The sequence below is a fragment of the Kitasatospora sp. NPDC002040 genome, from assembly GCF_040296785.1.
GTDB lineage: Bacteria > Actinomycetota > Actinomycetes > Streptomycetales > Streptomycetaceae > Kitasatospora.
This window is the reverse complement of the sequence record NZ_JBEOXV010000008.1, coordinates 230,598-243,528: the sequence shown is the minus strand read 5'-3', so window position 1 is coordinate 243,528 and position 12,931 is coordinate 230,598. Positions and strand designations below refer to the sequence as shown.

Genomic DNA, 12,931 nt, shown 5'->3' with positions numbered 1-12,931 from the left:
AGCCAGGAAATCCTCACCGACCGCACCCAAATTCTTACCCTCAGCCCGAAGACTGACCGGGTCCACCACGATCTGCTGCGACATCAACGCCCCCGTTTTCCATCACCACGCCGGCCGAGCAACCGCCCCCGAAAGACCGTCAGCGACGGTACCGGTCGAGTTCCCACTCCTCGGGCTCGTCCGGCCCGTACTCGGCTTCGGTCTCCTCGCGCAGCTTCTCGGCCCGCCCCTCGGAGGCCTTCTGCTCCGCCGGTGAGAGGTTCTCGGCAGCCCTACGGATCTGGCCCAGCCGGTCACCGATCGCGCTGAGGTAGGTGTCGGACTGGACGACCTCGCGCATTCCGACCCGGCCGGCCAGCACGTCCCTGGCCATCCGCTGCAACTGGTCGCCGACGGAGTCCGAGTCGGCCAAGGTCCGCAGCGCGCGCCGCAGTTCCCGTGCCTGAGTCGGGTTGTCGGCCACCTCGAGCAGTTCGTCGTCCGAGATCTCCGGAATTTCCCGGTCCGCAGCCATCTCTCCCCCTGGATCGCGGTTCCCCATGCCCTGGCGCACCAACTGGGCCCAGAGCGAGCAGTATCACCCATACGATCATAGTGTTTACGGCTTGACTGCCTTCGCTTGGTCTCAGCCTTGCAACACGTAGCCTCGCCACGTCCGGCCGCAGCCCGCCCCAGGCAGGCGGAGTCATCAACCGCCACACCGGCACCCTCACCGTCTGGCCCTCCATCCCCGTCGACGAAGTCATCGACACCTACCGCGAACACCACCGCCTGGTGGCCCACCCTCATCGGACAAACCTGGCACGGACTCATCCAGAGGGTGCGAGCGCCCACCACACCCCAGCAGGAGACGTCGCCACCATGAGCGAGCAGCCCGGCACCAGCCAGCCGCACCGCCTGCAGCAACAGCAGGACGCCGCCCGCGACTTCGCCGCCGAGCCCGATGCCCCGACCACCGAGCACGCGATGGCCGAGGCCGCCGAGCGACTGCGCAAGGACGGCGGGTACGCCCGTGCCCGGGGGCTCACGGCCAAGGCAGTCACCCGGCTTGTGCGCAGGGCGTACGTCGACGACGCGCTGCCCGTCGACGCCATCGCAGCGGCACTGAACCTGTCCGAGGCGCGCGCGCAGACCGAGATCGACCGACTCGTGAAGGTCTGGCACCGCGTCGACCTGCAGCACGCCACCGGGGAGTGGACCGTCGGCGTGTTCCTCGGCACCGACGCCGTCGAGCGCGGCGACGACGCGCAGACCGCCCTCGACGAGCTCGCCCGAGAGATCCTCGACCGGGAGCTGGCCACTGCTCGACCGGCCGATGCGACCGCGGTTCGCGTGATGCTGTGGACCAACCGCCCCGAACGCGATGAGGAAGCCGTCTCCACCGCCGAGCGGGCCCGAGGCTGACCACCGAACAGACCTGCACCGTCGTCGTTTCCCGATGTGCGGGTCGGCACCGGGCTCGTGGGTGCAGAGCGCCCGGCCACGCCCGAGGCCGAGTGCGCACGGCTGACGGCGCTCGGCGCTCAACACGTGCTGACGCAGCGCGCCGATGGCGTCAACGAGTCGTACATCACGGTGCAGGACGTCTCGGCCGCCGGGGGCGGCTTCCACGGCCGGGTCTCCGTGCCACAGCAGGTCCGCCGACATACCGTCACACCAGGGTGCAAATCACCCTGTTCCCCGTGGAGGTGTGCCCGTGCTCTGGCCGCTCGTCGTACTGCTCGCCGTCGTCGTCACCACCCTGGCGGTCGGCTGGGTGGCGGACCAGGTGCTGCAGCGGGTGGCCGGTCGGCATCCCGAGGCGCCGGTCTGGGCACTGCTGCGACGCTGTCGGATTCCGCTCCAGCTGGTGGTCTGCAGCAGCCTGCTGATCGCCGCCCGGCCGATCGAACGGCTCTTCGAGCTGGACGGGGACGACACCCACCACGTGATCCTGCTGGTTCTGCTGGCGAGCATCGGCTGGCTGACCGTCCGGATCGTGGCGGCGCTGCTGGAGGCGTTCTTCACCCGGTACGAGGCGGTCGCCGACGACCCGGCCCGGGTGCAGCGGGTACGGACCCAGCTGGGGATGACCCGACGGGTGGTCAGCGCCCTGATCGCGGTGGTCACGGTCGCCGTGATGCTGCTGACCTTCCAGGCCATGCGCACGATCGGTGCCAGCCTGCTCGCCTCGGCCGGGATCATCGGCATCGTGGCCGGCATCGCCGCGCAGAGCGCCCTGGGCAACTTCTTCGCCGGGGTCCAGATCGCGTTCGGCGACACCGTCCGGCTCGGCGACACCGTCATCGTCGAGGGCCAGCAGGGCACCGTGGAGGAGATCACCCTCTCCTACCTGGTGATCAGGCTCTGGGACTACCGGCGGCTGATCGTCCCGACCTCCTACTTCATCAGCAAGCCGTTCGAGAACTGGACCCGCAAGGACCCGGGCCTGCTCGGCGCGGTCCTGCTCCACCTCGACCACAGCACCCAGGTGGACCGGCTCCGCACCGCCCTGGGCGAGTTCCTCCCGACCACGCCCCTCTGGGACACCCTCGAATGGTCGCTCCAGGTCACCGACACCACGCCCAGCACCATCGTGGTCCGCGCCACCATGACCGCCCGCACCCCGGACGACGTCGCCGCCCTCCGCTTCGAGGTACGCGAGCACCTGCTCGCGTACCTCCGTGACGAGCACCCCACCGCGTTCCCCCGCGTCCGCACGGGGGAGCCGGACTGACCGGCCGTCAGCCCACGGCCGTCACTCCGCCGGTGCCGCGGTCCGCCCCGCAGCGAACGCGGCCGCCGCCGCGACGCTCGCCGCTGCAGCGGTCCGGATCCGGTCGTCCGGCTGCTGGGCGTCCGGCTGCTGGGTGTCCGGCTGCTGGTCACCCGACTGCTCGCCCTCCGCGGGCAGGCCGTCCGCAGGCAGGCGGTGGCGGATCGTCAGCTCGCGACTGCCCTCGGGACGGGCGGTGATCCGGAAATCCCAGTCGTGGCCGCCCTCCGGCGCACCGGCCAGCCGGACGGAGACCTCACTCGGCCGCGTCCCCGGCTTCAGGTACGTGTCCTCCTCGATCCGCCGGATCTGCTCCTCCGGGTCGCCGTCCAGCTCGAACTCCCGCCGCAGCGGCAGTTCCGCCCCCTCCCCGGAGACGGTCAGGTAGAGCCGCCCGACCGTCGGCAGCCCCTCCTGGAGCAGCGGGCGGACCGCCGCCGCCGCGTCCGCCATCGCGGCGGTGACCAGCTCGTTGGCCGGGCCGTGGTCCGTCCACGCCTCGCGGTTGATCTCGTACGGCTCCTGCGCGGGCCAGCCGTCCGCTGCCCCGGCGACCAGGTCGTCGAGGGTGACGGGCCCGTCGGCCGCCTTCCGTTCCACGTAGTCGACCACCTGGCGCACCTCGCCTGCCTCCAGCGGGGCGCCGTCCGGCTTCCCGAGCAGGTCGCCCAGCAGGGCGGAGGTGGCGGTCGAGGAGCCGCCGGCCAGTTCGACCAGTCGGTGGGTCGCCCGGATCCGGGCGATGCCCGCGTCCGTTCCGGCGGTGAACTCCCCGCCGAAGGCCGCCTGCCCGACCCGGACGGTGCCCATCAGCTGCTCCCGCTCGGCGGGTGTGGCCGTGGTGTGGTCGAACGGCTCGCCGCCCTCGGTCAGCGTCTGGTGGACCTCGTCGAGGAGCCTGGATCCTTCACCGAAGCGCAGTTCACCGCCCTTGTGGTCCTCGGTGAAGGCGAGGTAGTGGTCGCCCGGCAGGGCCAGCCCGGTGGTCTCCGACAGCGGGATGTCGACCGTGAAGGGCACGATCCCCTTCTCCTTGACCGGGTTGCGCTTCCCGTCGAAGAGCGTGACCTCCACCTCGGCGGCGCCGGAGTAACGGGCCATCGGGGCGGAGTACTTGCCGTTGGAGATGATCTGCCCCGCGTCGCCGTGCGTACCGCCCTCACGCCAGATCCGCTGGGCCCCGCCGGTGAGCGCCGGGTTGTGGGTGACGTCGCCGGTGATCCTCGCGCCGACCTGGCCCTGCACGCCCGCGTTCTTCGCCGACAGCTCCGACCGGGAGGTACCGGAGGAGGTGGCGTTGGACGGGCTCAGCTCGACCGCGGAGTCGGTGTCCCGGTGTTCGAGGGAGATGATCTTCACGCCGACCTCCACCCCCTTGCCGCCGCCGAGCGTCACCCGCTTGGTCGGGACGGTCGCCGAGACCTCGGTGCCCTGGGTCGCGGTGCCGAACAGTGCCGACAGGTGGCTGTGCGAGGTGACGGTCCCGACCACGGGCGCCATCTCCTCCCAGTTGGACCTGCCGAAGAACTCCGGGCCGCGCAGCCGCGCCAGGTCCTGGACGCCGCCGACATCGCCGAGCCAGCGCAGCACGTCGGTGTCGCGCAGTCCGGTCTCCCAGACCCGCTCCGGCGGGACCCGGACGTCGGTCGGCGCGGGCGGCTCGGCCGACAGCGTCCGGGGCGGGTTCTCGGCGGGCACCGATTCGTCGGCGGGCTTCGGGCGGACCGGCGTGGTCTCACCCGACTCGACGATGGTCTCGAAGCCGATCGCCGCGGTGCGCCGCTGGTGGACGGAGGCGCCGACCACGGGCCGCCTGGTGATGGTGAACTGCAGCTCCGCCTCGCCCCGGTAGGCGCTGCCGGGCAGCTTGGCCTTGGTGGCGGAGCCGGCCGAGGTGCTGCTGGTCCGGACGTCCGCGTGCTCCTGGCCCTTGCCACCGGTGCCGGTCAGACCGGCCGTCACCGAGACGGGCGCGCCCGGCACGGGGACGGCGGCGGTCGCGCCGAGCAGGCCCTGGTGGCTGTGGCCGGTGCCTTCGGCGTCCGCGAACGACCGCTGGACGTCCGTGCCGGTGTTGAACTCGGTGGTGCCCGAATCGCCCAGGTGCTCCATCCGGTCGCGGAGCACCGCGCCGACCCGGACGGTGGTGCGCCCGTGCCGCACCACGATCTCGTCCCCGGCCGTCATCCCCTTCAGCCTGGACTGGAGCCGGTCGGGGGTGAGCTCCTGGTCCAGCTTCCGGCGGATGCCCGACCAGTCGCTCCCGAACGGGTTGCGCTCCAACTTCGGCCCGCCGTCCGGCTTTCCGGTCGGCCGGAGCGAACTGCCGGACTTCCAGCCCGACTCCACCTGGGACAGGACCGACTCGCCCAGCGTCCGACGCGGTCCCGCCGTCGGTCCGGCTGTGCCGTCCGCCTTGCCGTCCGCCTTGCCGTCCGCCTTGCCGTCCGTCGTGTCCCGGGCCGTCCCGGGCAGCGCGTGGACGTCGGTGACGATCGCCGAGGAGTCCAGTCGCCGACCCTCCACGAAGCCCTTCGGCTGCTTCGTCGTGGTCCGCTCGACCGGCCCGGAGACCGGGTCGGCGTCGCGCATCGGCACGGCCACCCGGGCCACGGTGTCGATCTGCTGGGTGTGCGAACCGTCGTTCACGTTCAGCCGCTTGAAGGTGACCTGGACGTCGTACGCCGTGTCGACGTCGAAGAACACGGCCGGCTCGACGTGCTTGCCGCGGTTCGAGGCCGAGCCGACGGTCTCCGCGCCATGGCCGTAGGTGCGGTCGATCCGATGGGTGTAGCCGCCCGCGACGTTCACGAACGGTGCCTGCATCCTGAGCAGGCCGCCGCCGTCCAGCCGCTCCCGGCGGTCCCGTACGTTGCCCTGGCCACGGGAGGTGCGGGTGCCGGACTCGAACTCGTACTTGTCCGCCTTGGAGTGGTAGGTGGCGTCCGCCAGCCTGGCCGTGACGGTGACCTCGGCCTTCCAGGTCGTGCCGGAGACGGTCTCGGTGATCTTCCCGCCCCGAGTGAGCTGGGAGAGCTGGGTCCTGAGCGCGACCCGGTCGAAGGTCGCGTCGAGCCGCTCCTTCACCTCCGGTGACGGCTCGCCGTACTTGGCGCGGACCGCATCCTCCACGGCAGTGCGCACCTTGTCCGCGCCGCTCAGGCTGTGCACCACGTAGGACGCGTTCAGCTCGTGCTGCTCACGCATCCGGCGCGGCGCGGTGTGGGTCGCCTCGGGCCGGTTCAGCTCCGCCGCACTGCGCCCGGTCGGGGCCGGCTGGTCGTCGCGGGCGGGCGCCGTGCCTTCGGCGGGCTCGGCCGCCCGCTTGAACGCGATCGCACCGTCGTCGCTGCGGGGCACCTGCACCTTGACGGTGTCCCGGGCGTCCAGGCCCACCTCGACCCGGAGCGGTGCCGAGACGTCGGACCGGCCACCTGACGCCTCGCCGGGGCGGCCGAAGTGCACGTCCACGGCCAGCTCGGCACCGTAGATCACCTGCGGCGCACTGTACTTGCCGTTGGCGAACACCCGGTCGGCCTGACGGCCCTGCCCGCCGGCCCGCTCGCGCTGCTGACCGGTGCCGACAGCGAGCAGGTCGGCGCCCGGGGCGCCGGGCACCGCCTTGGCGACGGTGCCGCCGAACTGGGCGTTGACGGCGGCGGTACGCGCCAGCAGGCTGCGGTCCACGCTGAAAGCGCCGGTCTCGTTCACGGTGTTGAGCTCGGCCTTGCCGTCGTCGCGGCGGTAGGTCATCGACTCGACCCTGGCGACGGCGGTGACGACCAGGTTCTCCTTGCCGGGGATCTTCACCTCCAACGCCTCGCCCCGGGTCATCCCGGTCAGCCGGGCGGCCAGGTTCGGCTGGCTGAAGCCGCGCAGGACCTGGTCCCTGACGGCGTCCCAGTCGTCGCCGAACCGTTCCCGCCCCTGGGCGTCCACGGCCGAGCGCAGCGCGGCGGTGCTCTCCAGGTCCCGCACCACGACGGTCTCGCCGAGGCCGCCCCGGTCGTTGCCGCCCTCCCAGACCGAGTCCGGCGGGGCGGTCACCTCGTGCACCTCGTGCACCGGCGGCGCGGCGGTCTCGTCCGTCCCGTCCGTGTCGGGTACGGGCGGCTTCGGCGACTCGGACGGGACGGTTTCGGGTCCGGTCGGCTCCGGCGTGACGGCCTCGGGGGCGGTGTCCGCGCGGTCCACCAGCAGTTGGACGTCCGCCGTGCCCGCGTCGTGCGGGTCGGCCTTGCCGTTGAAGGTCATCTCGAAGTGGACCGCGCCCTCGTAACGGACGCCCGGCACCTTGGACTTGCTGGTCAGCTGGGCGGTCCGGCTGTCACCCGCGATCTGGATCCGGTCCCGGCCCAGCCGGCCGGCGCCGCCGATGCCGAACAGTGCGGCCCCCGGCCTCAGGGTGTTGGCCAGCCCGAACTGCCCCGCGTTGCCACGGGTCGTCGCGGTGCTGCGCACCTGCTGGACGGTGGTGCCGATGTTGAACTCGGTCTCCTTGGTGGTGCCGGTCTGACGCAGTTCCCCGACCCGCGCGCTGATCTCGACGGTGCCGAGCGTCTTGCCGCGCCGGTCGGTGAGCGTGACCGTGGTCGGTTCGCCGGCCGTCATGCTCTTCAGGTCCCGCTGGAGCCGACCGAAGTCGACCTCCGTGAGGACCTTCTCGCGCATCGCGGGCCAGTCCTTGCCGAACTCCTGCTCGGCCGCCCGCTCCACCTGGTCCAGCAGCGCCTGCACCGGCCGCCGGCCCTCGGCCCCGTCGCGCGGCGACAGGTCCAGCACGATCTCCTGACCGCCGACCCGGCCGTCCAGCAGCCGCTGCGGAGGCGTCCGCAGCTCTCCCACCGAATCACCGTCAGGACGCACCGGCACGGCGACGTTCAGGCTCAGGTCGACCGCCTCGGTGCGCCCGCCGGAGGCGGTGGTCACCGGTTGGTGGTCATGGCGCAGGTCGTTGAAGTCGAGCTCCAGCCGCATCTTCGTGTCGAACACGTCGGCGGGCTCGGAGGTCTTGGACCGCGCCACCATCCCGCCGAGGTCCAGGTTGACCTCGCCCTGGCCGCGGTCGTGGAAGTAGCCAGCCAGCTCCGCCGGCTCCGCGCCACCGCCCGACTGCCGGGCCTGGACCCCGATGTTGTACTGCCACTGCGCGTCGCGGCCGTTCCCGATCGCCACCGTCCGGTCGGCGCCGTTCTCGAACTCGATCTTCTCGGTACGCAGCCGGGTCGACCCGGTGACCTCGCCGCGCAGCGTGATACCGCCGCTCCAGCCCTTGCCCTCGTACGGGACCGTCCACGTCTCGCCCCGGGACAGCGCGCCGAGCATCGGACGCAGGGTCGCCGGGCCGAAGTGGGCGTCGGCGAAGGCCCGGACCGCCGCCCGGTCCCCCGGCACGACCCCGGCGAGGACGTCGATGACCTTCTCCCGGACGGCCGCCTCGTCCCCGGTCAGCCCGACCACCAGGTCGGAGCCTGCGATCGGCCGGGGCCCGGCGGGCTCCTGGTGCGGCGGCTGCGGCTCGGGCTCGGGCTCGGGCTCGACCTTGGGCTCGGCCTTGGTCTCAGGCTCCACCTCGGGTTCGGCCTTGGTCTCAGGCTCCGCCTCGGGCTCGACCTTGGCCTCGGGCTCGGGCTCGGCCTTGGGCTCGGCCTTCGGCTCAGGCTCGGAGTGCGACGGCTGCGGCTCGGCCTCGGGCGTCAGCGTCGGCTGCTGGCTGACCGCCTTCGGGGTGGAATCCTCCGTGCTCTCCTGCGGGACGGTCGGCGTGCTGCCGTCCGTCGTCGCGGGCACCGGCGGGGTGCTGCCGTCGTAGTGGTTGCCCTGGTGATACACCGTCACCGGCTGCCCCTCCCGGGGTCCGAAGACCGCCAGCGGGGTGCCGTCGTGGCCGACCACCCGCATCCGGAGGCCCAGCGCATGGGCTGCGGCAGCCGGCAGCATCTCCCCCTCGCGGGTCAACCAGCGGTTGTTCCAGTCCCGGACGGTCCGGAGCAGGGCCTCCCGCTCGCGCGGCGACGGCGGCGGCGCGTTCTCGGTGAGGTGGTTGCCGACGATCTCCCGCAGGTCCGCGATCGGCATCCCGACGTAGCCATCCCGGACAGCGGCCGGGAGGTAGTCGAGCAGGTCGCTCGCGCGCAGGTCCGCCCGGGCGAGCAGGTGGTTCCGGTAGTTGGACACGACCTCGGTCGGCCAGCGGTCGGAGGGCAGGTCGCTGAAGTGGTCCTCGACCACGGCCTGCAGCCGCCGCGCGACGCCACCGGGCTCGGCCGTTCGGAAACCCACCAGGTCGGGCGTGCTCACGGCGAGCGAATGGAGCAGGCAGAGGCCGTCACCCGCCACCTCCACGCGTGGCCCGGGTGGCGGGAAGTCGAGTTCCGTGGCGGCCCGGGCGGCCGGTGACGGGGTGCTCTCGCTGCCCTCCGGCGGTGTCGGACCCTGCCCGCCTTCGGATTCCGTCCGTTCGTTGGCCGGGTCGTTCACCGGCTCGTTCACCGGGCCGAGGTGCACGGACGGCGCTGCCACCAGCGGGTCTGACGGTTCGGTGTCCGAGTCGCTGTCGTCACCGGGCACGGCGTCCGGGCGCGGCTCGGCGATCGGGGGCGGGGGCGGGGCGGGCAGATCGGACGTCGGGTCGACCAGGTCGGTGAAATCGCGCAGGGCCTGGTACATGTCGTTCTCGGCGTCCATGGCCTGCACAGGGTTGGCCGGGGCGCTGTGCAGCGCTGCCGGGTCGGGTCCGTAGACCCGCTCCAGCAGCGGCAGCAGCCCGGGCTCGTTCGCCCGCACCCAGTCCGCGCCGTTGTTCCTCGGCTGGCCGGTGTACGGGTCGATGCCGTGGTTGGTACCCAGGTAGGCGTTGCTGACCTGGGCGAAGTACTCCAACTCGTCCTGGGCGGCGTAGTTCTCGCCGTCGCTTCCGTCGGTCCGCCAGCGCGGACCGTCCGACCACTCGGTGGCGCCGTCCTGACGGAACATCCGGGGCAGCGCGTCATCGTCCAGCTTGGCCCCGAAGGTGTCGGTGATCAGCTGCCGGTCGGCGTCCGAGAGGCCGAACTGGTGCACGGTGTGGGCGAATTCGTGGGTGGTGGTGGAGTAGCCGTCCGGATAGTGCGGGTCCTGGCCGACCGTGGTGCGGTCGCCGAGCAGGTTCTCCTCGGTCACCGCCGCCCACGTGCCGCCGGCGCCGCGCACGTCGTCCCAGCCACGGCCACCACCCGCATCGCTCTCGGCGGTCCGGCCGTCGAGGTGGGCGAACGGACCGACCGAGGTCATCGGCACGTCCTTGGGCACCACCACGATCCGGCTGCCGTTCTTCAGCAACCTGGCTGCGGTGCCCGGGTCCTGGAGCATCCGGGCGGTCTGCGCCACCGCCTCGGCGCGGGCCGAGGCGGGCCGCTGCACCCGGTGGTCGACGTCCACCATCAGCCGGGCCGCCGTCCGGGCGAACTGGTCGGCCGGCAGCCGGTTTTGCAGTGCGTCCACGAACGCCGGGTCCCGGGCCAGCCCGCGCCGGTCCGAGGCGGGCATCGAGTCGAGTGCCTGGTCCCGCTGCTGCTGCGACAGGCCGGGCAGGTCCCGGGTCAGGGCGGCCAGTTCGGACGGACGGGTGACGGCGTAGTCGTCGCCGGTCGGGTTCTCCGGAACTGCCGACACCGGGGTATCGGTCGAACGGTCGGTACCGGCCGCCAGGAGCGGCGTCGGGCTGGAGGTCGAGCGCGGCCTCGACGCTTCCGGGCGAGCGGCGAAGCGGCTTGCGGAGGAGGGCTCCGGGGATGCGGAGCGGGGCTGCGGAGTGCCGCCGGCCGAGCTGGGGCGCACCTGTCCGAGGCTTCCGGCCGGACGGGTTGCAGGAGTTGCCCCGTTGGTCGAGGCCGGGGGCGGCGGGGACATCGCGGACATCGGCGGTGTGCCCTGGGGCGTCGCCGCCACCGTCGGCGGGAGGTCCGGGGTCGGGGGTGAGGACGGGGGCGGGGTGAACGATGCCGGATCGGACCGGTCGGCCCCGGACGGGCGGACGCCCATGGCCGGCCCGGCCGCGAGCCTGGTGCTGTCGATGGTGGGGCCGCTCTCGGCCGCCCGGAACTCGGGCGAGGAGGGCTGCGCCGAAATCGACGGCTCCGGCCGGTCCCCGACCGGCCCGGCGACCGGCCGGGCAGCCGACTGCGGCGCGGGCTCGGCCTCGGTCCGCTGCGCGACGGGCTCGGGCTGCTGCTGACGGGCCGTCGGTTCGTGGCGGGGCGCCTGCTCGGGCTCCACGCGCTGCGCCACCGGCTCGGGACGAGCGGCGGGCTCAGCCTCGGTCCGCTGTACGACGGGCTCGGGACGGGCGGCAGGCTCAGCCTCGGTCCGTTGCGCGACGGGCTCGGGACGGGCGGCAGGCTCAGCCTCGGTCCGTTGCGCGACGGGCTCGGGACGGGCGGCAGGCTCGGCCTCCTGCCGGGTGAACGCCTGCGACTCGGACTCCGACCGGTTCGTCACCGGTACGGCCTCCGGCTGCTGACGCGGCGACGCCTCGGGACGGGCGGGAGCCTGCTCCGGCTCCAGCCGCTGCGCCACCGGCTCGGGACGAGCAGCAGGCTCGGGCTCGACCCGCTGCGCCACCGCCTCCTGCCGGGTGAACGCCTGTGACTCGGGCTCCGACCGGTTCGTCACCGGTACGGCCTCCGACTGCTGACGCGACGACGCCTCGGGACGGGCGAAAGCCTGCTCCGGCTCCAGCCGCTGCGCCACCGGCTCCGAGCGCGGGGTGGTGCCGATGGTGCCCTGCTCGGCCTGGCGCTGGGCCGGGACGCTCTCGGCGACGGGGGTGCGGTCGGTCGCCGTCGAACCGGCCTCGGCCTGACGTGGCGTCGGCTCGGCCGGGCGGGAACGGTCCTGTGCGACCGGCTCCGGGCGAGCGGTGGACTCCGTGGCGGCAGGGCGGTCGAAGTTCTGGGCGGCGGGGGTCGGGTCGGCACCCCGCGAGGTGCTCCCGCTCAGGTCCGCACCGGCGGACGGCCGGTCGGAGCCGAACGGGCTCAACGTCCTGGCCCGGCTCGGCGCCGCGTCCGAGGCCGCATCCGGGACCGTGGTCGGGGCTGCACCCGGGCTCGCGGTCGCGGTCGAACCGTGCGTGCCGTTCGGGCCCCGGTACGCGCCACTGTCCGAGCCGCCGCTGCCCGAGCCGCCGCCGGAGCGGTCCGAACCGGCCGATGTACCGGACGAGTTGGTGCCGAACACCGGTGGGGCGTCCGATCCACCGGCCGGGATGCCCCCGCCCGTCGGGATGTCCGGGACGCCACCACCGGGGAACTTGCCCTTGATGGCGGCCGCGCCGTGCTCCAGGCCGACGTTCGCGCCGCCGCTAAGGCCGGAGCCGAGCAGGCTGCCGCCGTCGACGGTGCCGGTGGTGATGAGCTGGGTGGAGACGTCCGCCCCGACGCCGACGGCCGCGCCGTGCACCATCTTGCCGCCGACGGTCTCCATCGCCCCGCCGAGCCCGGCCTTGCCCGCCGCCGAGCCCAGGCCCTTGCCGATCAGGTGGCCGGAGGCCCCGCCGACCGCGCCACCGAGTGCGCTCTGGCCCAACTCCTTGGTGTCGAAGCCCTTCCGGTTGCCCTCGATCACCTGGATGCTCTGGGCCAGCATGTTGATGGCGACCTCCTGGGCGGCCTCCTTGGCCGCGTACTCCAGCGCCTCCTTCAACAGCTTCTTGAGGATCTGCTGCACCGCCACCCGGGTGACCGCCACAGCCGCCGGGATGGCACCCAACGAGGCACCCGCCGTGAACGGTGCGGCGGCCTCGGCAGTGGCGATCTCGAAGGCCAGGATGCCGAGTTGGGCCACGATCGAGATCTTGGCGGTCTCGGTCGAGTTGGCCATGCTGTCCAGCATCTCGCCCATGCCCTCGCAGGACTTGATCATGCTGGGGAAGAACCCGGGGTCCTCCTCACTCCCCTTGCCCACCGTGAACTTGGCCCAGTGCGCGGTCAAGGCCTCGGCCGCCCGTCCCTGTTGGCCGTCGAGCGCCCGCTGGAGCGCGGAGTCGACCGACCGGGCGACGTCCGCCAGGGTCTCCCCGGCGGCGCGCCAGCGGTCGGCCATCTCGCGCATCACGTCCTCCTCGCCCTCCGGCCAGCGGGTACCGGCCAGCAGGAGCAGGACCCACTGGAGGGGTTCGGGGAGCTCGACCGCCAT

At 73.0% G+C, this 12,931-nt stretch carries 4 protein-coding genes and 1 pseudogene; 3 read left to right on the top strand and 2 right to left on the bottom strand.

What is annotated here, in order from left to right:
- Positions 1-139: 139 nt before the first annotated feature.
- On the bottom strand, positions 140-514 hold the full coding sequence (locus ABT118_RS20285; protein WP_350670303.1) for a hypothetical protein: 375 nt from the start codon (positions 512-514) through the stop codon (positions 140-142).
- Between the two features lie 95 nt (positions 515-609).
- Between ABT118_RS20285 and ABT118_RS32770 the strand changes: the two are divergent.
- The 3 genes and pseudogenes from ABT118_RS32770 to ABT118_RS20270 all read left to right on the top strand — a co-directional run.
- Positions 610-756 (top strand): annotated as a pseudogene (locus ABT118_RS32770) (SUKH-4 family immunity protein); the annotation flags it as partial.
- A gap of 105 nt (positions 757-861) precedes the next feature.
- Positions 862-1,404, top strand: coding sequence for a hypothetical protein (locus ABT118_RS20280; RefSeq protein ID WP_350670301.1), 543 nt, complete (start codon positions 862-864; stop codon positions 1,402-1,404).
- Positions 1,405-1,696: 292 nt separating this feature from the next.
- Positions 1,697-2,716, top strand: a complete 1,020-nt coding sequence (locus ABT118_RS20270) for a mechanosensitive ion channel family protein (protein WP_350670297.1) — start codon at positions 1,697-1,699, stop codon at positions 2,714-2,716.
- Positions 2,717-2,737: 21 nt separating this feature from the next.
- Here the strand turns inward: ABT118_RS20270 and ABT118_RS20265 are convergent, their stop codons facing one another.
- Positions 2,738-12,931: a WXG100-like domain-containing protein gene (locus ABT118_RS20265; RefSeq protein WP_350670295.1), complete on the bottom strand. Its 10,194-nt coding sequence runs from the start codon at positions 12,929-12,931 to the stop codon at positions 2,738-2,740.